The following is a 20,772-nucleotide window of genomic DNA, read 5'->3' on the forward strand; positions in this document are numbered from 1 at the left end:
CAGTCCATGACTCTCCAACCCGAAGCCGAAGCCGGACCCGCCTCCGCCCGTCCACAGCAGGCCGACCCCTCCCTGCGCTCCGCGGAGCCCGGATCGCCGGCCTGGTGGCAGGCTCGGTATGCCGAACGCGACCGGCGCAGGCCTCGCCAGGGTGGGCTGACGCTCGATCGGATCACCGCTGGCGCGCTCGAACTGGCTGACCGTGAGGGCCTGGAGGCGCTCACGATGCGCCGGCTCGGCGACCACCTCCAGGTCCGCCACACCTCCCTCTACCGGCACATCGCGAGCCGGGAGGAACTGCTGATCGAGACCGTCGACCACATGCTGGGCGAGATCCGGCTGCCCTCGCTCGACGGGGACTGGCGGGCCGGCCTGGAGCAGGGAGCCTGGGAGTTCCGACGGGTCCTCGCGGCACACCCGGCGGTCGTCCCCCTGCTGACCACCGGTCAGTTGCTGGGTCCCAATGCTCTGCGGGCTCGTGAGCACGCCCTCGGACAACTCCTCGCCCACGGGTGGGCCCCGCGGTCCGCCGTCCACGTCTACCTCACGGTCACCCACTTCGTGATCGGTGCCGCAGTGCTCGACTCCGGCGGCGCGGCCCGCACCGCCGGACAGCGTGCCGCGATGGCCGAGCTGTTCGCCTCCCTCTCCCCTAGCACCCACCCTGTTGTCCACCGACACGCCGAACTACTCAACTCGCTCGATCCCGAGACCGAGTTCGAGTTCGGCCTGCGAACGCTGCTGCACGGGCTGGGGCACCTGGGCGCCGAGGGGGCCCCGGCATGACCGGCGGACGCGTCCTGCCACCGCTGCGCCGCTGGACCGAGGGGGGCAGCGCCCTGCGGATCGGCGCCCACTCGGTCTTCGTACGCCAGGACGGGCCCGCGCATGGCGCACCCGTCACCCTCGTCCACGGCTTCCCGACGTCCTCCCACGACTGGGCCGCCGTCGTCCCGGCGCTCACCGCAGCCGGACTCCGAGTCACCACGCTGGACCTGCTCGGCTTCGGGGAGAGCGACAAGCCCCGACGCCACCGCTACTCGGTGCTCGACCAGGCCTCGCTGGTAGAGGAGGTCTGGCGCCGGTACGGGATCGGCAGCACCGCTCTGGTCGCGCACGACTACGGGTGAGCGTCGGCCAGGAGCTGCTGGCCCGCGGCCCGGCCCGCATCACGCGCATGGCCTGGCTCAACGGCGGCCTCTACCCCGATCTTCACCGCCCCGTGCCGATCCAGCGCCTGCTGCACGGACCGCTGGGGCCACTGCTCGCGCCTCTCACCACGGAGCGGCGGTTCGCCGCGACCCTGCGCGCCGTGCTGGGACGGCCGATCCACGACGAGGATGTGCGCGACCTGTGGGCGGCCGCGTCCCGCGCCAACGGCCACCGCCTCGCCCCGCGGCTGCTGCGCTACATCGACGAGCGCCGCCGACACGCCGCGCGCTGGACCTCGGCTCTGGAGGGCTTCCCCGGTCCCACGCTGTTCGTGTGGGGGCCGGCCGACCCCATCAGCGGGGCCCACGTACTCACCCGTATCCGGGCGCGCATGCCGGAGGCCCAAGTCATGGAGCTCGCCGGGCCGCCGTCCGTCGGGCACTACCCGCAGCTGGAGGATCCTGAGACGGTCGCTGCGGCACTCACCGGGTTCCTGGCGGCCTGAAACGGACCCGCAGGGAAGCCGTCGGCCGGGCGCATGCTGGAAGCGGAGACCCGCGGGGCGGCCTGTCCGTGCCCCGGCTCCGATCGTGAGTGGCGGGACAGAACCTCAGGCGCCGGCCAACTCGGCGTTCGCGCGCTCCGTGACCAGTGCCAACACGCGGCCCGCGACCGCGAGATCCTGGGCCGGAATATCGGCGTACAGCCGGGCGGAGATCTCGGCGCTCTCAGCGCCTGTGCTCTCGTACAACTCCCGTCCGGCATCCGTGAGCCGCAACCGGGACGCCTCCGCCGGGTCCTCTTCCAGCACCTTCGCGGCCGTCAGCTCCTCGATGACACCGCGGACGACCGACTCGCCGGTCTTCAGCGAGCCGTTGACCTCACCGACGAGCTCGTCGCGGCCGATGGACTCGCCCGCGACCGCGACGGCCCGGAGCGTCACACTCTGGTTGAACGTGGTGCCGTGGCGAGCCAGCACGCCCTCCAGGAGGGCACGCGCGGCGTAGTGCGCCAGCGCTACGACCCGGCCATTGACGGTGGGTGCGGTGGTGGTCATGACTGCTCCTTGTCGTTCTCGGTGTGCGGATCAAGAGGTGCGTCGAGCAGGGTCACCAGCTCCCGGGTGAACTGCCGTGTGCGCGGGCTGTCCTGTCCCCCGAGCGGCTCCAGCAATTGGTCCAGCAGTCCGTGGACCACCTTGATTGCACGGCGTGTGACATCGCGCCCTTGCTCAGTGAGCGAAAGCTGCACGGCCCGCGGGTCGTTCGGGTCCCGGGTGCGCGCTACGAGTCCGGCGGCCTCCAGGGCGCGGGCGAGCTTGGAAACGTACAACGGCTCGAGCCCCGTGTGGTCGGCGAGCCGACGCTGGCTGGGCCGCAGCCCGGAACGCCTCATGCCGTACAGCGACGCCATCAACGCGTACTGGGCATGTGTCAGCCCCAGCGGCGCGACCGCCCGGTCGACGGCTACCCGCCACTTCATCGACAAGCGCCAGACCAGGAAGCCCGCCGTGGCATTTTCAGCTGCTGAACTCACTCGAAATACAGTACATGGCTACTATGTACATGGCTACTATTTTCTCGCAGGCAACCCGATGCGAGGTCACGATCGGACCGAGATGCCGGCGACCGCGAGCCGCTCCGCCGTCCGCCCATTCGGAGCATCAACGTGAGCCCCGCCCCGCCGCCGTAACTAGCGTGGCTTTGTGGAAGCAGCCCAGGAACCGACTCCCGCCGCATACCGGAACCTGGCGGCGGCGACGATCGGGTTCATGCTGACCTTCTGGGCGTGGAACCTCATCGCGCCGCTTTCCGCCGACTACAAGGACCGGCTGGGCCTGAGTTCCTTTCAGCAGTCGTTGCTCGTCGCGGTGCCCGTGTTCGTCGGCTCGCTGGGGCGTATCCCGGCGGGTGCGCTCACCGACCGGTTAGGCGCCCGCAGGATGTTCCCTCTCGCCTCCGCGCTGACGATCGTTCCCGTCCTGCTGCTCGTCCCCGCCCGCGACTCGTACGGCGCGATGCTGGCGGTCGGCTTTCTGCTGGGCCTCGGGGGCACAACCTTCGCGATCGGCATCCCACTGATCAACTCGTGGTTCCCGCCCGCCAAACGCGGCCTGGCACTCGGTGTGTTCGGCATGGGCATGGGCGGTGTCGCCCTGTCCGGATTCTTCACCCCTCGCATCGCCGAGCACGGCGAGAACCTGCCGTCGATCATCGTTGCGGCCGCGCTCGCCGTCTTCGCGGTTCTGGCGACCGTCCTGATCACCGACCGCCCCGACCGTCCGGTGCCCACGGCCTCTCTCGGCACACGCCTGGCGCAGGCCGGACGGTTGCGGGTCACCTGGGAGCTGTCCGCGCTCTACGCGATCGGATTCGGCGGCATCGTCGCGTTCGGCGTGTACCTGCCGACGTATCTGAAGACTTGGTACGACCTGGACCCAACCGACGCGGGGACCAAGACCGCCGGATTCGCTGTGGTCACGGTCGTCTTCCGGCCCATCGGCGGCTGGCTGTCCGACCGCATCCACCCGGCGCTGGTGACCGCGGGTGCGCTCGGCGTCGTCGCGCTGTTCGCAGTCGTCCAGGCCTTCGACCCCGGGCTCTACCCGGTCGGCACCATCGCGCTGCTCGCCATGGCGGCTGGTCTCGGAACGGCGAGCGGTAGCGTCTTCGCCCTGGTCTCGCAGGTCACACCACAGGCACAAGTCGGCAGCGTCACAGGCATCGTCGGTGCGGTCGGCGGACTCGGCGGGTTCGTGCCGCCCCTGGTGATGGGCTCGATCTACAGCGCCAAGGACTCGTACTCGATCGGGTTCATGCTGCTGTCCGACCTGGCGCTCGCGGGCTGCGGGTACGCCTACGGTCGGATGCGCGTCCTGCGCCCGCAAGCGCAGCCCGGTCCGAAGACCGACACCCCGACGGCTGGGACCGCCTGATGATCCGGGCGGGGTGGCGTTCAGCCAAGGGAGTTCATCGGTCCTTGGGGTCGAACCACCACAGCACCAGTACGACGAGGAACGACAGGCACAGGAAACCCGCTCCCCACCAGGCAGTCGCCGTCTCCCCGCGCATCCACTCGTTGACGGTGATGGTCAGCGCCCAGAGCTGGCCGGTGACCACGCTCATGGCGAGGACCAGACGGGCCGTGAGCTTGGAGGAGCGTTCGGGGTCCTGTTCACCGCCGGCGCCTGGACCCGGGCCGGTGTGCCGGGTTCGAGGGTCCGCGTAACCGCTGGTGGGCCGGATCTGCGGATACCGCTCGTGTACGGGACGGTTGAGGCGTGGCTGGGCGCTCCCGGGCCGGTAGTCCGGCAGAGGCGGCTCGGGCGTTTCGCTCATGTCTGCCTGCCCTGCTCCGTGACGCCGGGGCAGCCGGCGCGCAGCGCGACATCCGGCTCCTGGTCCCGGATCTGCCGGCACAGCCCCTCTTGGACGCTCTCGCCGGAGCGGGTGGTGCCGACGGCCCACACGCTGCCGTCCGCCTCCTCGACGACGACCACTTTGGGCAGCGGACGCGGGGGCGGTCCCGCGGTGACCTCACCGCTGCGTGGGTCGAAGACGCCTTCGTGGCACGGACAGTACAACTCCCCCTCCGCTCCGCGGTCCTCGCGCCAGAGCACGGCGCAGGCGAGATGGGTGCACACCGCGGAGTAGGCGACCAGCGTGCCGTCCCTCATCCGGACGGCAACAGCCCGGTCCTGCTCTCCCGGGTAGCGGAAGGCGATGGACCGGCCGCGCGGCAACTCGTCCGCGATCTTCCGGGAGGGCAGGACGCTGTCGCTGTCTCCGTGCCGGTGCATGACGCCACCGGCGACTGCGATCCCGCCCACGGCGAGGCCGCCGGAGACGATGGCGACGATCCGAAGGTAGTCGCGGCGCGAGGTGAGCGAGTCCGCGCTGATCCGATCGCGCAGGGCGGCCTGGGAGAGGTCGACGCCGGAACCGTGGGTGTCGGAGGGACCCGACGTGTGCCCGGAGGGAGGCTGTTCGCTCACGCTCATGGGACATCGTCTCCGTCCACGTCTCCGTCCACGTCGCCGGCCTGAAGCCCGCCGCCGTGACGACCCTGCTGCGTAGGCCGTCCGTTGACCTCGACCACTGGAAGGCCTCCCGGCACCGGCCACTGGACCTTGTCGGCGGGCACGACCATCGCGACACCTGTGGATACGACGACATCGCCGAACGTGAAGGAGTCGGCGACCTGAACGCCGGGCCGCTCGGCCTGAAGCTCTGCCAGGGTTCCGTAGAAGAGCGCTCCCGTCGGACAGACGGTGGCGCACATCGGCGCCAGACCGTACGCGGTGCGGTCGTAGCAGAGGTTGCACTTCATTTGCAGCTTCGCCTGCAGGTCGATCTTGGGTACGCCGAAGGGGCAGGCGTTGACGCAGTTGGCGCAGCCGATGCAGCGGGTGGTGTCCGCCTGCTGCACCACGCCGTCGGCGGTGACCAGGATCGCGTCGGCGGGGCACACCTCGGCGCACGGTGCGACCGGATCCTCGCAATGCATGCAGACCGTGGGCAGGGAGGCGACGGACTGGCCCGCGTCGGTGTAGTCGAGGTGGATCATCGACTTGCCCCGGTGGGAGTCGCATTCGCGGCAGGCCGATACGCATGCCTGGCAGCCGATGCAGCGCCCCGGGTCAATGAAGATCGTTTTACCCATCATGACGAGGTCAGCCCCTCTCCGCCGTGCCGCGGCCCTGTGGCGCCGTCGGCGGCAGTGGGTCGCTGCGGGAGACCTGAGTCTCCGGATACGCCTCATGGCCCGGGGCGGTGGGTGGCGCGGGCACCTCGTCGATCCGGGTGGCGGCCTCGATCCGGGCGGCGCAGACCTTGTACTCGGGGATCTTCGAGCGGGGGTCGAGGGCGTCGATGGTGAGGGCGTTCGCGGCCGTCGGGACGGGCCAGTGGTACGGGATGAACATGGTGTCGGGGCGGATGGCCTCGGTGACCAGAGCCGGGAAGGTCTCGCTGCCGCGGCGGGTGACCACCCGGACCGGGTCACGGTTCTTGAAGCCGTGCGAGGGGTGGACCTCCACCCACGGACGAGGGGTCTGCTCGACGAGACCGCCGAGGCGGCGGGTCTGGTTGCCGGAGAGGTAGTGCGCGACGGTGCGGCCGGTGGTGAGGGAGAGCGGAAACTCCTCGGTGTAGGGGTCCATCGGCGGGTGCCACTCGACGACCTGCATATGGACCTTCCCGTCGGGGTGGTAGGTCCGGCCGCCCTCGAACAGCCGCGGGGTGCCCGGGTGGTCGGTGGAGGGGCACGGCCAGACGATCCCGCAGGTCTCCTCCAGACGCTCGTAGGTAATCCCGTAGTAGTCGTTGACCGTGCCGGCGGAGGCAACCCGCAACTCCTCGAACACCTCGCGGGAGTCAGCGAAGTCGAACTTGTCCTCTTGGCCCAGGCGGCGGGCCAGTTCGCACATCACCCAGGTGTCGGTGCGGACCCCGGCGGGCGCCTCCTGTGCCTTGTTGTGCTTGACGACGCGGGCCTCGGTGTTGGCCATGACGCCCTCGTCCTCGGCCCAGACGGTGACCGGGAAGACCACGTGCGCGTTGGTCGCGGTCTCGGAGAGGAAGAAGTCGAACTGAGCGTGGAACTCGAGGGCGTCGTAGCCCTCCTTCACGGTCGCGTAGTTGGGGAGCGATACGAAGGGGTTGTTGCAGATGCCGATCAGGCCGCGGATCTCACGACGCTGCATCTGCCAGACCATCTCCATCATCGAGGTGCCGGCGGGCGGCAGTTCGGATTCCTCGATGCCCCAGATCTCACAGATCTGCCTGCGGTGCTCCGGGTTCGTGATGGAACGCCCGCCGGGCAGCAGATCGGCCTTCTGGCCGTGCTCGCGGCCGCCCTGGCCGTTGCCCTGGCCGGTCATCGTGCCGTAGCCGGCGCCCGGCCTGCCGAGGTTCCCGGTGGCCACACAGAGGTTGATGATCGACAGACAGTTCTCGACCCCCTGCGAGTGGTGCTCGACCCCGCGGGCGTGCATCGCCATGGCCCGGTCGGCGCCCGCGAACGTCCGGGCCACCTGGATGATCTGGGCCTCGGGCACCCCGCAGATATCAGCGGAGCGGGCGGGCGGATAGGCCTCGACGGTCGCCCTGACACCGTCCCACCCGGTGGTGTGGGCCGCGAGATAGGCCTCGTCGGTGAGGCCCTCGGCGACGGCCACGTGCAGGACGGCGTTGAAGAAGGCCGAATCGGTGCCGGGTTTGATCGCCACGTGGATGTCGGCGGTGCGGGCGACGGCGGTCTCGCGCGGGTCGACCACGATGAGGGTCGCGCCGCGGTCCCGGGCGCCCCAGACGTACTGGGTCATCACAGGGAAGCACTCTCCGACGTTGGACCCGGCGATCAGCAGGCAGTCGGTGAGGAGGATGTCGGAGAAGCCGTTGGCGGCCCGGTCGATGCCGAAGGAGAGCTTGTTGGCACCGGCGGCGCTGACCATGCACAGGCGGCCGTTGTAGTCGACATGCCGGGTCTTCAACGCCACCCGGCCGAACTTGCCGACCAGATAGGTCTTTTCGGAGTACAGGCTTGCGCCGCCGAGCAGCCCGAACGCGTCGTTGCCGTGCTGGTCCTGGATGCGGCGGATCTCCGAGACGGTGAAGTCGAGAGCCTCCTCCCAGGAGACCTCCCGGAACTCCTCGTCGCGGGAGCGGCGCATCAGCGGGGCGGTGAGCCGGTCGGGGTGGTTGACCTGCTGGTAGGCGTTGATGCCCTTGGGGCACAGCCGCATCCGGTTGATGTCGTGGTTGCGGGGCTCCACGCCGAAGACCTTGCCGCCCTTGTCCACGCGCAGGTACATCCCGCACTGCACCCCGCAGAAGCAGCAGTGGGTGGGGACGAGGGTCTCGCCGGTCTGGTCGGCGTGCCACTGATCGGCCGGGATACCGCCGGCGTCACGGAAGTTGCGAGTGCCGTGCGGGGCGATCGACGGGTCGATGGAGACCGGCACGGGCCGGGACGCGGCCTTGAAGGGGTCGGTGGCGGTCACTTGAAGCCCTTCTTGACCTGGGTGAGATAGGCGCTGCCGCGCAGCACCCGCTTGCAGCGCGGGCAGTACTCGGCCCAGGCGTCGAAGTCGAGCTTCAGATCGCGCATCGTGCCGCGCAGGTTCTCCATGTACGGCGTGGTGTCGATCGGCTCCTGGCAGCGCCTGCAGGCGAAGACCTGCTCGTTCTGCCGGGCGGTGTACTTGAACAACTGCATCCCGACGGCGGCCGGCCGCTGGACGATGTGGAAGAACTTCCCGAACGGGATGTAGACGAGGGTGAACACCACCGACACCATGTGCAGGATCGCCAGGAACTCGTAGCCGCCGCCGTGCAGAAAGATCGACGAGAAGGTGAGCAGCAGGCCGGTCACGGAGATGACGATCAGGCAGATCAGCGGCAGCAGGTCATAGGCGAACCGCTGGCCGGTGATCGCGCCGCGGTCCTTCATTCTTCGGAAGTACGAGGCGCCGGGGATGACCAGGACGGCGGCGACGTCCAGGCCGTGGAACATCAGCCAGCCCAGGATGTTCAGTGAGTCGAAGCCGAGGACCTTGATGCCCCAGATCCGCATCTCGTAGCCGGGGCCCGACCCGCTGCCCGAGGTGAAGGTGAACCAGCCCCAGGTCAGCGGGAAGGTGATGAGCGCGGCCAGGATGCAGCCCCAGAAGATCAGTTGGTGGGCTGCCCAGCGGGCGCGTGAGCGGGCGCCGAGGAACTTCTGGAATCCGAGGTAGGTGGCGATCATCTTCGGCAGGGCGGTGGGCGCCTTCCTGAAGTTGGCGGCCGAGAAGAAGCTGCCGAAGCCCTTCTTGAAGAGCCGGCGCGCGCCGGGCGCCGAGACCCAGACCGTATAGCGGTAGGCGACGCCGAAGGCCAGGAAGACGGTGGCAACGGCGTACGGCAGCAGCGCCGAGTCGAAGTCACGCAGCAGACGGCTGCCCAGCACGATCGCTGCGATCAGGAGGAGCGAGACGACGGTTCCGGCCAGCGTCGCCCATGCGGTGACGGATCTTCTGCCCAGCCGTAGCGGGGTCTTGGGCGGCGCCTCGGGTGGCGGCGCCGCCGCGGCGACTTCGGTGGGCTCGGACACAGCACCACGCTAGGCGCTATGACCCTTTACCTCCTGCTATGTAACCCGGCTGGACCAGTCGGCCGGTCGCTGGGCGGAGCCTTTGCCTAACTTCCGCCCGCGCGTCGAAGCTGTGCCGAAAGGTGGTGTTGCAGTGGCTGACCGACCGCCGCCAGGTCGTGGACGAAGTCGAGGGTGTGCTCGTCCGTCAGGGTGTAGCGGCGGCGGGTCGCGTTGACCTCCTTGGCGGTGGGAGCGAGAGCGACCTGATGGGTGGTGAGATCGACCGCGCCGTCGACCGCACGGCCGATCGAGATCTCCGCGATACCGGTGGGCTGGGTGATCAATGCCTCCACGCGCCCATCGGGCTGCAGCCGCCACCAGCCGCTCTCCCGAGCCGACGGCCGCAGCGGGTTGCCGTCCGCGTCGAGCAGCCAGGCGCGCGACTCGTAGTGGAGGAAGGGCCGCCCGTCGTGACTGAAGGTGATCTCCTGCGCGTACGAGAACTCCTCGGCGAGCGTCGGATATCCGCCGCGGCCCCGGCCGGCCCAGGTGCCCAGGAATCCGATCAGCGGCGCGAGCAGTGCGTGTGGCGCGGGCGCTTCGTCCGGTCGGAAGGCGTCGGGGTAGGGGTGCTTGTGGACGGGGTCGAACATGATGTGCGCTCCTGGGTCGATGCCGGTGCCGGTGCCGGTGCCGGTGGCAGACTAAGGCGTCGATCCGCCCGCGCCGGGCAGCGGAGGCTGCGTCGACTCCTCGCGGTTCCGGGCGATCTCATCGTTCGGTGCGCCCGATGAAGTGCCACCACAGGCATCGAGCACGGTCTCGCAGGCGCAATGGCGTCACGGACCACGGCCGTCCGCTTGCCGTCGCGAGCCTCCGTCTCCGCCGTGGACTCTCGGCGGAGACAGAGGCGAACACCAGGTGCGTGCCTGAGTGGCTAATTCGGCTGGGAGTCGGTGTGAGCCAATACCTCGGACACCTTCCAACGCTGATTGGAGCCGGAGTTCGGCGTCCACAGCGTGACGGCGGCCCCGTCGTGCGTGGCCTGGCCGCCGACCTCGAGCAGTCTTCCGGTGGCGGCGTTGACGAGGGTCCAAGTGCCGTCCCCGGTCGTCGACATGATCCACTGGGCGGCTCTGTCGCGGTCGCCGCTGTCGTCCTCCAGCACCGGGGCGCCGTTGCGGACGGTCAGGAGCTTTCCTTCCGCCGGGTTGGTGAACACGTACCGCTTCTGGTTGCCGGTGTCACCGCTGATCTGTCGCAGCTGCCACTGCCGGCCGGCGTCGGCCGCGTCCGCGGTCGCGGTCCTGATGACCAGGCTGGTGCCGTTGTCAGCGACGGAGAGCTCCTTGCCGCTCTGGACGCCGGTCAGCTCGTAGCTGTGGCCCTTCTGGAGCAGGGCGGCATCCTTCGCGACACCCGAAACGCCCTTCACGACAAAGGAGGTCACCGACTGCGCGGGCACGGTGAAGGTGGCCTTGCCGTCGCTGACCTTGACGGGCTCGTGCTGTTCGAGCTTGCCCTCGGTGCTGGTCACTACAGGTGTGACCATGGCCTCGCGGCTGACGTGGCCGAACTTGGAGAGATCGACCGTGACCGTACGGGCTTCGGCGGTGCTGTTGACGTGGACGACGGTGGCGCCGTTGCCCGTCCGGGAGACGGCGGCCGCGCTGGAGGTGTCGTCGGTCTTGATCAGCCGGTCGCCGGGCTTGATGTAGTGGGTGAAGTTGCGGGCCGTGTCGAACTTGGTGTTGGTGTAGATCGGGCAGCTGTCGAGCGTGTCCTTGGAGGTGCAGCTGAACGGGAGCTGGATGCTGCCCCAGTTGCCGCCCTTGGCTGACTCCCCGCCCGGCTTCATGTTGTCGTAGTCCTCGACGGGCTGCCAGAACACCCAGGCCCTGGGCTCGAGTTCGCGCAGGTCGTCGACCATCTGCTGGGCCAGTCCGAGACCGGGCCGCATGTCCGTGAAGCTCTGCCCGTCGCCCCAGTCGCCCTCGACCTCGCTCATCCACAGCGGCTTGTCCGCCGCCTTGGCCAGGTCGCGCGCGCTGGTTCGGCCGCCGGTGCCGTAGGTGTGGACGTTCATCTGGTCGACGAGATCGCGCACCTCCTGGGGGTAGGTGTTCCAGTTCTGCGTGAAGAGGTTCGGGTTGGTCTCGTCCATCGCGGAGATCTTCGTGCCGGTCTTCGCCTTCTTCAGGGCGGGGGCCAGCGCGCTGATCACCTTCTGCTGGAGCTCCGGGCCGATGTGAGCACCTTCCTGACGGCCGCCGACGGGCTGACCGTCGACGCCCAGGCGCGTACCCCAATAGCCCGTGTTGGGTTCGTTGAACGGGTCGAGGGTGTCGACCTTGATGCCGTGCGCCTTCTCCAGCCGCTTGGTCGCGCCCGCCAGATAGGCGGCGAAGTCGTCGACGGAGTCCGCCTTGAGCTGCTCGTCGGTGGAGTTGAAGCTGCCGGAGACATAGCCGCTGTTGGTCATGAACCAGGGCGGTGAGTTGCTGAACGTCTCCCAGTGGTCGATGTCGTCCTTGATCCGGTCCACCCACCAACGCTGGGTGGCGTCGGCCCCGGGGTTCCAGTCGGCCCGGTCCTCGGCGCTCCACCAGTCGGTGTCCTCACGGGTGGTGCCCTCCGGGGCCTGCCACCAGCCTTCGACCGCTCCTCCGGCGCGCAGATAGTCCTTGACGTCCGGGGCGTTGCCGCCGCCGATGTTGTAGCGGGCGATGTTCAGGGCGAGGCCGTCGTCACCGAAGAGGAGGTCGGCGAGCTTCTCACGTATCTCCTTGGGGTAGTCGCCGGTGGCGTTGGCGAACCAGACCAGGCTGGTTCCCCAGCCCTCGAATCTCTCATGCTTGTACGAGGGGTCGGGCCGGACGGTGACAGAGGCCGCTGCGGCCTCCGTTCCGGCCTGGGCCCGGGCGTCCGGCGGCGGGGCGGTGACCAGGGCTGCTCCGGTGGCCAGGGCGGTGATGCCGACGGCCCCCAGGAGCCGTCGCGTGCGGGTGCGGCGTGCCATCGTGTGCTCCCAACTCATTGTGGTCGCTTCGGTGGACCGTCGTGCCCCGGCGGGCAGGACGGTCCGCCCCTCGAAGGGGTGCGGTGCCGTTCGAGGAGAGTCAGAGGGTGGGCTGTCGCAGTACGGCGACCTCCCTGGGCGCCAGAACAAGGGCGCCCTCGGGTTCTGCCGCACCGACCAGAAGCTCCCCGGTGAGCCCGGGCAGCGGCACCGGTTCGTCGGTCCGGTTGACCAGGAACAGGTAGCGGCTGTCGGCGTCACGGCGTACGGCCGGCTCGACGCGTCCTCGTGCGGATGCGGGCAGTTCGCTCTCCACACCGGCGCCGGCGAGCAGCTTCGGCAGCAGACCGGCGAGGCCGTCCGCGCCGAGCCTGGTGGAGATGTACGCGGCCGAACCCCGGCCCACCGCCCGGCGGGTGACGGCGGGGCGGTCGGCGTACGCCCCGGTGCGGTAGCCGGCCAGCACCTCCACCTCGGGGTCGGTGACGGTGATCCGGTCGGTCCACAGGGTGCCCGTACCGGCACCGTCCAGTTCGACGGTGTCGCCGTCGAGCAGCGGGCCGAACTCCTCGATGCGGATGCCCAGCAGCTCGCGCAGCGCTCCGGGGTGGCCGCCGAGCCAGATGTGGTCGTTCTCGTCGACGACGCCGGAGAAGTAGGTGGTGACGAGGTGCCCTCCGCCCTCGACGTACCGCGTGAGTTCCTTGGCCAGCGGGGCGGGGATCACATGGAGCACGGGCGTGATCAGGAGGTCGTACCGGTCGAGGCCGGTCTTGGTGGTGATGACGTCGGCCCGTACGCCGAGGGCGAGGAGTGCGGAGTACCAGTCCAGCGCCTCTTGGCGGTAGTCGAGCCGGGAGGTGGGGTGGGAGTCCTGCTCGCTCGCCCACCACGAGTCCCAGTCGAAGACGATGCCGACCCGGGCCGGTTCACGCTCGGTCCCGGCGACCGGCGCCAGTGACCGCAGGGTCTGTCCGAGGCCGGCGACCGCGCGGAAGACCTCACTGTCGGGTCCGGCGTGCGGCACCATCGCGGAGTGGTACTTCTCGGCCCCGGCTGCCGACTGGCGCCACTGGAAGAAGCTGACGGCGTCGGCGCCGTGCGCGACGTGCAGCAGCGAGTCGCGGGCCAAGTCGCCCGGCTGCTTGGGCACGTTGACGTGCTGCCAGTTGACGGCGCTGGTGGAGTGCTCCATGAGGAACCACGGGCGACCGCCGGCGATACCGCTGGTGAGGTTGGCGGAGAAGGACAGCTCGTCCCGGTCCTGGCGGCCGGGATGGACGTAGTGGTCGTTGGAGACGAAGTCGATCTCGCCCGCCCACTCCGGGTAGTTCATGCCCTTGATCCCGCCCATCACCATGAAGTTCGTGGTGACCGGCACGTCGGGCGTGACCTCCCGCAGCACCTCCCGTTCCGCGCGCAGGTACTCCTTCAGCGCGTCGGACGAGAAACGCTTGAAGTCCAACTGCTGCGTGGGATTCGGGTGGGAGGCCGCCAGCCGGGGAGGCAGGATCTGCCCCCAGTCGCTGTAGCGCTGGGACCAGAACGCCGTACCCCAGGCGTGGTTGAGGCCGTCGAGGGTGGTGTAGCGGGCGCGCAGCCAGTCACAGAAAGCACGGGCGGCGTCGTCCGAGTAGTCGTAGATGTTGTGGCAGCCCAGCTCGTTGGAGACATGCCAGGCCACCAGCGCGGGATGATCCGCGTACCGCTCTGCCATCTTCCGTACCAGGCGCAGTGCATGAGTACGGAAGACGGGCGAGGTGGGGCGCCAGTGCTGCCGTGCCCCCGGCCACACCGTCTCACCGGAGGCGGTCACCGGGAGGATCTCCGGGTGCGCCGTGGTGAGCCAGGGCGGCGGGGACGCGGTGGCGGTGGCCAGGTCGACGCCTATGCCGCCCGCGTGCAGCAGGTCCATGACCTCGTCGAGCCAGGCGAAGTCCCATTCGTCCTGGGCAGGCTGGATGCGGGCCCAGGAGAAGATCCCCACGGAGACCAGGTTGACGCCGGCCTCGCGCATCAGCCGGACGTCCTCCTGCCACACCTCGCGGGGCCACTGCTCGGGGTTGTAGTCGGCGCCGTACACGAGGCGTGGGGTGGGGTCACCGTCCGGCCCGTGCAGCTGGGACAGGAGGGTGGAGATCATCGTGGTCCTTCCGGTGGGTCACAAGCGGGGAGGCGGAGGGCTTGCGCCGACTACTCGACGGTGAAGCCCTGCTCCTTGCCGTACTTGACGGACGCGTCCTGCCAGGACTTCAGGCCGCCGGAGAGCTTGGTGCCCGAGACGTAGGCCTTGCCGACGGTGTCGTTGAAGATCGAGTTGGCGTACTGCTGGAAGGGCAGGTACGACCAGTCGTCGGCGACGTTGGCGGCGGAGTCGGCGAAGATCTCGTTGGCCTTCTGCCCGCCGAAGTACTTGAACTCGGTGTTCCGGAACGCGTCGGACTGAAGCTCCGCGCTGGTCGCCGGGAAGGCGCCCTGCTTGATGCGGGTCTGCACGCCGTCGCCGGCGTTCGCGTACTCGGTGAAGGCATAGGCGAGTTCCTTGTTCTTACCCAGCGCGGGCAGGGCCAGGGAGCTGCCGCCGTTCTCCGCGCTCGCCTTGTCACCCTTGGTCCAGGCCGGCATCGGGGCCGCCCGCCAGTCACCGGAGGCGTTCGGCACGCCGGTGACGAAGTTGGCGGGCATCCAGGCGCCGGTGGCCAGGGTGGCGATGGTGCCGTCGCCCAGGCCCTTGTACCAGTCGTCGGTCCAGCCGTTGATGGGCGCGACAAGCTTCTCGTCGAGGAGTTGCTGCCAGGTGTCGGTGTACTTCTTGGCGCCCGCGTCGTTGAAGTCGATCTTCACCTCGGTGCCGTCGACCTGGTAGGGACGCGAACCGGCCTGCCACAGCATGCTGGTGGTGAAGCCCGCGTCGCCGGCGTCGTTGGCGATGTAGACCTTGGGGTCGGCCTTGTGCAGGGTCCGGGCCGCCTCGACGTACTCGTCCCAGGTGGTCGGCACCGCGACCTTGTACTTGTCGAAGACCTTCTTGTTGTAGAACAGCGCCATGGGGCCGGAGTCCATCGGCAGGCCGTAGACCGCCTCGCCCTCGCTCACCGCGTTCCACGGGCCCGGGGTGTACGTGGCCTTGAGCTTGTCGGCGCCGAAGGGGGCCAGGTCGCTGAGGCCCTTGGTGAGGGAGTACTGGCCCAGCGCGAAGTACTCGACCTGCGCGACGTCGGGGACGCCCTTCTCGGCCGAGATGGCATTCGACAGCGCGGTGTAGTGCTTGTCGCCGGACCGCTCGCCGACGAGGTTGATCTTGACCTTGGGGTACTTCTTCTCGAAGTCGGCGGCGACCGTCTTGAGCGTGGGCTCCCAGGCCCAGACCGTGACCGTGCCGCCCTTCTTCAGGGCCGCCTGGATGTCCCCGGCGGAGACAGACTTCTGGCCGGAGCTGTCGTCGTCGGAGCCGCCGCAGGCGGTCGCCCCGAGAGCGAGGACGGAGAGGACGGCGATGCCGCGTATCAGGCGTCGGTGCGTTCTGCGCATGGAGGTGCTTCCACTTCTTCGTGGGTGGGACAGGGTGTGGGTGAAGAGATGAAGGTGAAAGAGGTGAGGCTGAGGGGGGTGGAGCCTTGAGGCCGGGGTTACTCCTTGACGCTTCCGGCGGCGAGCCCGGACTGCCAGTACTTCTGCAGCAGCAGGAACGCGGCGACCAACGGCACGATGGTGAGCAGCGAACCGGTGATCACCAGGTTGAAGATCACGTCGCCGCCGATCGTCTGGGCCTGGGAGTTCCAGGCGTCCAGGCCCAGGGTCAGGGGGTACCAGTCCGGATCCTTGAGCATGATCAGCGGCAGGAAGTAGTTGTTCCAGGTCGCGACCGTGGTGAACAGCAGGACGGTCACGGTGCCGGGGGCGAGCAGCGGCAGGGCGACCTGGAAGAAGGTGCGCACCTCGCCCGCTCCGTCGATGCGGGCGGCCTCCATCAGTTCGTTGGGTATGGCCTCAGTGGCGAAGACCCACATCAGATACAGACCGAAGGGCGACACGAGTGAGGGGATGATCACCGCCCACGGGGTGTCGGTGAGACCCATCCTGCTGAACATCAGGAAGGTGGGGACCGCGAGTGCGGTGCCCGGGACGGCGACGGCACCGATGACCACGGCGAACACGGCGCGCTTTACTGGGAAGTTGAACTTCGCCAGCGCGTAGCCGCCCAGGATCGCCAGGAGGGTGGCGCCGCCGGCGCCGAGCACGACGTACAGCAGGGTGTTCAGCAGCCAGCGTACGAAGATGCCGTCGTTGTACGTGAACGTCTCGCTGATGTTGTCCCAGAGGGCGAAGTCATGGCTGAACCACAGTCCGGACGAGTCGGCGAGCCCTTCCTGGGTCTTGGTGGCGCTGATGACCAGCCACACCAGGGGCACCACGGTGTACAGCAGGACCAGGCCGGTGAGCACGGTCAGCAGAACGCTGCGCCTGGGGCGCCCGGGAACGTGCTTGTGGCGCATGCGTAGTCGGGGCACGCCCTTGGAACCGCCGGCGTTCTGAGCGGGTGCGGGCCGGGAGGCGGTGGTGACGGAGCTGCTCGTGGTGCTCATCGGCTCACGCTCCCTTCCGCATGCCGCGGAGCTGCACGACATAGGCGATGACCATGGTGATCAGGCCCATGACGATGGCGACCGCCGCGGAGTAGTTGTGTTGCTGGCCGTTGAAGGACAGTGAGTAGGTGTAGAAGTTCGGGGTGTAGTCCGTCGTGATGGCGTTGCGTGCCAGCGGCCTCAGGATGCTCGGCTCGTTGAAGAGCTGGAAGCTGCCGATGATCGAGAAGATCGTCGCGATGACCAGGGCGCCGCGGATGGCGGGGAGCTTGATGGCGGTGATGACGCGGAACTGCCCGGCGCCGTCGATCTCCGCGGCCTCGTACAGCGAGTTCGGGATGACCCGCAGTGCGGAGAAGAAGATCAGCATGTTGTAGCCGACGAACTCCCAGGTGACGATGTTGCCGATGGACGCCAGGACGAGGTCGGCGGAGAGCGGGTCGGGCAGGGTGACACCGAGGGCTTCGTTGATGTCGCCCACCAGACCGAAGCGCGTGCCGTACATGAAGCCCCACATCAGGGTGGCGACCACGGCGGGCACGGCGTACGGCAGGAAGATCGCGATGCGGAAGAAGTCCCTGCCGTACAGGCGTCCGCTGTCCAGGGCGAGGGCGATCAGCAGGGCGATGCCGAGCATGATCGGAACCTGTACGGCCAGGAACAGCGAGACCCGTGCGAGCGAGGCCCAGAACTGGTCGTCCTTCAGCGCCTGTTCATAGTTGTCCAGGCCGACGAAGGTGGTGCCGCCGATCAGTTGGTCCCGGAACAGGCTGAGGTAGATCGAGTACAGAATCGGCGCCAGGAAGACAAGGGCGAACACGGCCACGAAGGGACCGATGAAACCCCACCCCTTCCAGGAGCGGCGGTCCCCTTTCGCCGGAGCCCGGGCCGGGCGCCGCTGCGCGGCCACCGGCGGTTGTAGCGTCGTCATGTCGTTCCTCGCTCGTCCATCTCGGAACCGGCGGCGAGCGCCGCCCCGATGTTTACGTAAACATCCCGCTCCGCAAGACGCCCGGGCCTGTTATGTTTACGTAAACATTCGATGGCGGCATGTCTACACTGCCCCGTTGACGGTGGTCAAGAGTCACTCGGGAAACCGCGACTCGGACAGCGAGGGAGACGGGTGGACACAGCGGACAGCACCTCGGCGAGCAGGCCGCAGGCACCGGCACGCAGCAGGAAACAGGCCGCAGGCCGGACCCAGACCGCGTCCATGGCGGATGTCGCGCGCCTGGCGGGTGTCTCCTCGCAGACGGTGTCCCGTGTCTCCAACGGCTACGCGGGCGTGAACGAAGAGACCCGGCAGCAGGTGCTGGCAGCCATGCGGGAACTGGGCTACCGGCCCAACAGTGCCGCCCGGGCGCTGAAACGCGGCGAGTTCCGCACCATCGGCGTCATCACCTTCGGCCTCTCCACCACGGGCAATGTCCGCACCCTGGACGCGATCGCCACCTCGGCGGCGCACGAGGGCTACGCGGTCACGCTGCTGCCCGTCGCCGTCCCCACGCAGGACGAGGTGCGCGGCGCCTTCTCCCGCCTCGGGGAGCTGGCCGTCGACGCCGTCATCGTCATCCTGGAGGTGCACCTGCTCGATGCGGTGACCCTCTCCCTGCCGCCGAACGTCCAGGTCGTCGTGGCCGATTCGGACGCCGGCGACCGGTACAACGTGGTCGACACCGACCAGGCGGGCGGCACGCGCACCGCCGTGCGCCATCTGCTGGACCTTGGCCACCGCACGGTCTGGCACCTCGCGGGTCCCGAGGAGTCCTACGCCGCCCAGCGCCGCACCGACGCCTGGCGCGCCGAACTCACCGAGTCAGGCCGCACCCCGCCGCCCCTCGTACGGGGCGACTGGTCGGCGGAGTCCGGTTACCGGGCCGGCCTGGAACTCGCTTCCCAGTCGGACTGCACTGCGGTGTTCGCCGCCAACGACCAGATGGCACTGGGTCTCCTGCGGGCCCTGCACGAGCGGGGCCGGAAAGTACCGGAAGACGTCAGCGTGATCGGTTTCGACGACATCCCCGAGGCCGGCTCTTTCCTGCCTCCCCTGACCACCGTTCACCAGGACTTCGCCGAAGTGGGACGACGCTGCGTCGAGGGCGTCCTGCGGCAGATGCGTCGCGACACGACAGAACACGGCACCACGCTGGTCCCCACGCAACTCGTGGTGCGCGACAGTACCGCGCCGCCGCCTTCACACTGACCGGCACACTCGTAAACCGTCGTCGGCCGGGTTGCGTTGTGTGTTCATGGCTCTACGGTCGCGCCACGACGGCCGTGGAACCAGGCCACGACGTTCGCAGGAGCGACGTTCCTGGGCTGTCAATCCGAGTGACCGGTCTGAGTGAGGTGGCGGTCCGCCCTCGGGGAGGAACGTCAGAGCCGGGCTGCCAGCATCGGCGCACCGGGGCCCCTGAGTTGGTCGCGCGCGTGTCCGCGCCCGGCCAGTACGGAGATGAGGGCCTCCGCCGGGCCGGATGCCTGTGGCTGGCTGGTCGATCCGGCGCTCCAACCTGTGTCGGTTGTGAAGAGGTGCAGGTTCTTGCTCCTCGCCTTGGCGGGCACGAACGGGTTCGGGATGGTTGTCTCCACGTGCAGGACAGCGTTCGCCACCTCGGGCGCGAGGTCCGCGGACCGGCCGAGGGCCAGCGCGATGTCGAGATGGTGGACGGTGTGATCGCCCAGGAGCAGCGGCGTCGGGAGCAGCCGTCCGACTCCCCGGGGGCTGTCGCGCCCGCGGTCGAATTGCTCGATCAGTTCGGCGGCGGTGTGGCGATGGGCATGTGCGCGGGTGAGCACGTTGTTCGCGGTGTCGAAGGAGCCGCGCTGTCTTGCCATTTCGGCCAGCAGCCGCGTGCTCCGGGCCTGAAGGCCGAGGGCCAGGTGCGAAAGGACGTCCTTGTTCGTCCAGCCGGCGCACAGGCTGGGTGCCGCCCACTCGTCATCGGTCAGCGAGTACGCGAATTCCAGGAAGTGCTCGTCCTGGCGGCGCACGAGGTCACGCATGGAGGGCCTCGCTCGGGCCGAGGTGGCGGGTGAGGAAGTCGACCTGGTCGGCGATGATCCCGTCGACGAGCGGGGTGTGGTACACCTCGAAGTGGTCAGCCGGGTAGCGGATGACGACACCCCTCGGAGCGCGTTCGGCGGTCTTCACGGCGATGCGGGGGTCCATCAGCGTCTCGTGGTCCGACACGCACACGAGCAGCGGGGACTTGATCTTCCGGGACTTGCGGGAGGCGTTGAGGGTGACGAGTTCGGCGCCGACTGCGGCGGTGACCCGGTTGTCGAAGTCCACGCCCGGGGGAACCATGCCGTACCAGCCTTCCTTGGCTCCTGGCACGGTCACGACTGCGGACGTGCCCGGTTCGTCGACGACCGCGATGTACCGGCGGGGCAGCCGCAAGGCGGCTCGGACCAGGTCGTCGGTGATCGGGCCGACGAGCCTGAGAACGTGTCGCAGGCCCGAGCTGAAGGCTGCGTCCATCGTGTTGACCACCGGGCACTGCACCACGGCTGCGGCCAATTCGGGATGCCGGGCCGCCGTCAGCAGGACATGGGTCGCGCCCATCGAGGTGCCCCAGATGGCGATCCGGCTGCCATCGATCTTCGGATCCCGTCGGATGAAGTCGAGGGCAGCGTCGATGTCCGCCAGCTGGCGGCGTACCGAGATGAGTTGGCGCGGAGTTCCCTCCGAGGCTCCGATGTTGCGGAAGTCGAAGGAAAGCACGGCCATCCCACCAGCGGCGAACGCCTGCTCGTATTGAGCGAGCCGCATCTCGTGGGTGGCACCGAAGCCGTGGACCAGAACGACGGCCGGAAACGGCCCGGTGCCGGCGGGGTAGGTGAGCCAGGCGGCGCACCGGCTGCCCCTGGACTGGAACGACGTGTCAATGGTGTCGAACATCGTCGCTACTCCTCTCGTTTAAGTACGGTGTACGT

At 68.8% G+C, this 20,772-nt stretch carries 20 protein-coding genes; 5 read left to right on the top strand and 15 right to left on the bottom strand.

Annotation, left to right across the window (positions count from 1 at the left end; translation table 11 throughout):
• The first annotated feature begins 6 nt into the window (after positions 1 to 6).
• Genes ACH4YL_RS14585 through ACH4YL_RS14595 form a run of 3 tightly spaced genes read left to right on the top strand, consistent with a single transcriptional unit; the run spans position 7 to position 1,657 of the window.
• Positions 7 to 786, top strand: coding sequence for a TetR/AcrR family transcriptional regulator (locus ACH4YL_RS14585; protein WP_398507647.1), 780 nt, complete (start codon positions 7 to 9; stop codon positions 784 to 786).
• Complete coding sequence (locus ACH4YL_RS14590) at positions 783 to 1,130, top strand: alpha/beta fold hydrolase (RefSeq protein WP_398507648.1); 348 nt, start codon at positions 783 to 785, stop codon at positions 1,128 to 1,130. Before ACH4YL_RS14585 ends, ACH4YL_RS14590 begins: the two co-directional genes overlap by 4 nt.
• Positions 1,127 to 1,657 carry an alpha/beta fold hydrolase gene (locus tag ACH4YL_RS14595; RefSeq protein WP_398507649.1) on the top strand — a complete coding sequence of 177 codons (531 nt, stop codon included), beginning with the start codon at positions 1,127 to 1,129 and terminating at the stop codon, positions 1,655 to 1,657. The genes ACH4YL_RS14590 and ACH4YL_RS14595 overlap by 4 nt, the downstream gene beginning before the upstream one ends.
• Before the next feature lie 105 nt (positions 1,658 to 1,762).
• Here the strand turns inward: ACH4YL_RS14595 and ACH4YL_RS14600 are convergent, their stop codons facing one another.
• Both ACH4YL_RS14600 and ACH4YL_RS14605 read right to left on the bottom strand, forming a co-directional pair.
• Positions 1,763 to 2,209 carry a MarR family transcriptional regulator gene (locus ACH4YL_RS14600; protein ID WP_398507650.1) on the bottom strand — a complete coding sequence of 149 codons (447 nt, stop codon included), beginning with the start codon at positions 2,207 to 2,209 and terminating at the stop codon, positions 1,763 to 1,765.
• Entirely contained in the window at positions 2,206 to 2,634 is a 429-nt protein-coding gene (locus ACH4YL_RS14605; protein WP_398507879.1) for a MarR family winged helix-turn-helix transcriptional regulator, read from the bottom strand. The genes ACH4YL_RS14600 and ACH4YL_RS14605 overlap by 4 nt, the downstream gene beginning before the upstream one ends.
• A gap of 289 nt (positions 2,635 to 2,923) precedes the next feature.
• Here ACH4YL_RS14605 and ACH4YL_RS14610 point away from each other — a divergent pair, with 289 nt between their 5' ends.
• Positions 2,924 to 4,087: an MFS transporter gene (locus ACH4YL_RS14610; RefSeq protein WP_398507880.1), complete on the top strand. Its 1,164-nt coding sequence runs from the start codon at positions 2,924 to 2,926 to the stop codon at positions 4,085 to 4,087.
• A gap of 34 nt (positions 4,088 to 4,121) precedes the next feature.
• On the opposite strand, the gene ACH4YL_RS14615 is transcribed toward ACH4YL_RS14610, so the two are convergent.
• From ACH4YL_RS14615 to ACH4YL_RS14665, 11 genes are all read right to left on the bottom strand, one after another.
• Complete coding sequence (locus tag ACH4YL_RS14615) at positions 4,122 to 4,490, bottom strand: hypothetical protein (RefSeq protein ID WP_398507651.1); 369 nt, start codon at positions 4,488 to 4,490, stop codon at positions 4,122 to 4,124.
• The gene (locus ACH4YL_RS14620; protein ID WP_398507652.1) at positions 4,487 to 5,152 is read right to left on the bottom strand and encodes a Rieske (2Fe-2S) protein; all 666 of its coding nucleotides are present in this window, start codon (positions 5,150 to 5,152) and stop codon (positions 4,487 to 4,489) included. Before ACH4YL_RS14620 ends, ACH4YL_RS14615 begins: the two co-directional genes overlap by 4 nt.
• Positions 5,149 to 5,817 (bottom strand): 4Fe-4S dicluster domain-containing protein, encoded by a 669-nt coding sequence (locus ACH4YL_RS14625; protein WP_398507653.1) that lies wholly within the window; start codon positions 5,815 to 5,817, stop codon positions 5,149 to 5,151. Before ACH4YL_RS14625 ends, ACH4YL_RS14620 begins: the two co-directional genes overlap by 4 nt.
• A 7-nt stretch (positions 5,818 to 5,824) precedes the next feature.
• A complete protein-coding gene (locus ACH4YL_RS14630) occupies positions 5,825 to 8,155 on the bottom strand; it encodes a molybdopterin oxidoreductase family protein (protein ID WP_398507654.1) in 2,331 nt (776 codons plus the stop codon).
• Positions 8,152 to 9,246 (bottom strand): MFS transporter, encoded by a 1,095-nt coding sequence (locus ACH4YL_RS14635; RefSeq protein WP_398507655.1) that lies wholly within the window; start codon positions 9,244 to 9,246, stop codon positions 8,152 to 8,154. The genes ACH4YL_RS14630 and ACH4YL_RS14635 overlap by 4 nt, the downstream gene beginning before the upstream one ends.
• A gap of 86 nt (positions 9,247 to 9,332) precedes the next feature.
• Positions 9,333 to 9,881, bottom strand: a complete 549-nt coding sequence (locus ACH4YL_RS14640) for an FABP family protein (protein WP_398507656.1) — start codon at positions 9,879 to 9,881, stop codon at positions 9,333 to 9,335.
• A 284-nt stretch (positions 9,882 to 10,165) separates the two neighbouring features.
• Entirely contained in the window at positions 10,166 to 12,247 is a 2,082-nt protein-coding gene (locus ACH4YL_RS14645) for a glycoside hydrolase (protein WP_398507657.1), read from the bottom strand.
• Positions 12,248 to 12,347: 100 nt separating this feature from the next.
• Complete coding sequence (locus ACH4YL_RS14650) at positions 12,348 to 14,390, bottom strand: beta-galactosidase (protein ID WP_398507658.1); 2,043 nt, start codon at positions 14,388 to 14,390, stop codon at positions 12,348 to 12,350.
• A 50-nt stretch (positions 14,391 to 14,440) separates the two neighbouring features.
• Positions 14,441 to 15,778, bottom strand: a complete 1,338-nt coding sequence (locus tag ACH4YL_RS14655; protein WP_398507659.1) for an ABC transporter substrate-binding protein — start codon at positions 15,776 to 15,778, stop codon at positions 14,441 to 14,443.
• A 98-nt stretch (positions 15,779 to 15,876) separates the two neighbouring features.
• Positions 15,877 to 16,833, bottom strand: coding sequence for a carbohydrate ABC transporter permease (locus ACH4YL_RS14660; protein WP_398507660.1), 957 nt, complete (start codon positions 16,831 to 16,833; stop codon positions 15,877 to 15,879).
• Between the two features lie 4 nt (positions 16,834 to 16,837).
• Entirely contained in the window at positions 16,838 to 17,764 is a 927-nt protein-coding gene (locus tag ACH4YL_RS14665; RefSeq protein WP_398507661.1) for a carbohydrate ABC transporter permease, read from the bottom strand.
• 192 nt (positions 17,765 to 17,956) lie between these two features.
• Between ACH4YL_RS14665 and ACH4YL_RS14670 the strand changes: the two genes are divergently transcribed.
• Entirely contained in the window at positions 17,957 to 19,036 is a 1,080-nt protein-coding gene (locus ACH4YL_RS14670) for a LacI family DNA-binding transcriptional regulator (RefSeq protein ID WP_398507662.1), read from the top strand.
• A gap of 173 nt (positions 19,037 to 19,209) precedes the next feature.
• Here the strand turns inward: ACH4YL_RS14670 and ACH4YL_RS14675 are convergent, their stop codons facing one another.
• Together ACH4YL_RS14675 and ACH4YL_RS14680 are read right to left on the bottom strand one after the other, a co-directional pair.
• Positions 19,210 to 19,839 carry a maleylpyruvate isomerase family mycothiol-dependent enzyme gene (locus ACH4YL_RS14675; protein WP_398507663.1) on the bottom strand — a complete coding sequence of 210 codons (630 nt, stop codon included), beginning with the start codon at positions 19,837 to 19,839 and terminating at the stop codon, positions 19,210 to 19,212.
• Positions 19,832 to 20,737 (bottom strand): alpha/beta hydrolase, encoded by a 906-nt coding sequence (locus ACH4YL_RS14680; RefSeq protein ID WP_398507664.1) that lies wholly within the window; start codon positions 20,735 to 20,737, stop codon positions 19,832 to 19,834. Before ACH4YL_RS14680 ends, ACH4YL_RS14675 begins: the two co-directional genes overlap by 8 nt.
• Positions 20,738 to 20,772 lie beyond the last annotated feature (35 nt).

This window comes from Streptomyces sp. NPDC020681, assembly GCF_044334895.1.
In the GTDB taxonomy this organism is placed as follows: Bacteria; Actinomycetota; Actinomycetes; order Streptomycetales; family Streptomycetaceae; genus Streptomyces.

Bases quoted from the DNA above. Each gene is read 5' to 3' on its own strand.
- ACH4YL_RS14645 (WP_398507657.1), bottom strand. From the start codon at position 12,247: ATGGCACGCCGCACCCGCACGCGACGGCTCCTGGGGGCCGTCGGCATC.
- ACH4YL_RS14675 (WP_398507663.1), bottom strand. From the start codon at position 19,839: ATGCGTGACCTCGTGCGCCGCCAGGACGAGCACTTCCTGGAATTCGCG.
- ACH4YL_RS14610 (WP_398507880.1), top strand. From the start codon at position 2,924: ATGCTGACCTTCTGGGCGTGGAACCTCATCGCGCCGCTTTCCGCCGAC.
- ACH4YL_RS14585 (WP_398507647.1), top strand. From the start codon at position 7: ATGACTCTCCAACCCGAAGCCGAAGCCGGACCCGCCTCCGCCCGTCCA.
- ACH4YL_RS14605 (WP_398507879.1), bottom strand. From the start codon at position 2,634: ATGAAGTGGCGGGTAGCCGTCGACCGGGCGGTCGCGCCGCTGGGGCTG.
- ACH4YL_RS14650 (WP_398507658.1), bottom strand. From the start codon at position 14,390: ATGATCTCCACCCTCCTGTCCCAGCTGCACGGGCCGGACGGTGACCCC.
- ACH4YL_RS14590 (WP_398507648.1), top strand. From the start codon at position 783: ATGACCGGCGGACGCGTCCTGCCACCGCTGCGCCGCTGGACCGAGGGG.
- ACH4YL_RS14600 (WP_398507650.1), bottom strand. From the start codon at position 2,209: ATGACCACCACCGCACCCACCGTCAATGGCCGGGTCGTAGCGCTGGCG.
- ACH4YL_RS14660 (WP_398507660.1), bottom strand. From the start codon at position 16,833: ATGAGCACCACGAGCAGCTCCGTCACCACCGCCTCCCGGCCCGCACCC.
- ACH4YL_RS14665 (WP_398507661.1), bottom strand. From the start codon at position 17,764: ATGACGACGCTACAACCGCCGGTGGCCGCGCAGCGGCGCCCGGCCCGG.
- ACH4YL_RS14615 (WP_398507651.1), bottom strand. From the start codon at position 4,490: ATGAGCGAAACGCCCGAGCCGCCTCTGCCGGACTACCGGCCCGGGAGC.
- ACH4YL_RS14680 (WP_398507664.1), bottom strand. From the start codon at position 20,737: ATGTTCGACACCATTGACACGTCGTTCCAGTCCAGGGGCAGCCGGTGC.
- ACH4YL_RS14640 (WP_398507656.1), bottom strand. From the start codon at position 9,881: ATGTTCGACCCCGTCCACAAGCACCCCTACCCCGACGCCTTCCGACCG.
- ACH4YL_RS14655 (WP_398507659.1), bottom strand. From the start codon at position 15,778: ATGCGCAGAACGCACCGACGCCTGATACGCGGCATCGCCGTCCTCTCC.
- ACH4YL_RS14620 (WP_398507652.1), bottom strand. From the start codon at position 5,152: ATGAGCGTGAGCGAACAGCCTCCCTCCGGGCACACGTCGGGTCCCTCC.
- ACH4YL_RS14625 (WP_398507653.1), bottom strand. From the start codon at position 5,817: ATGATGGGTAAAACGATCTTCATTGACCCGGGGCGCTGCATCGGCTGC.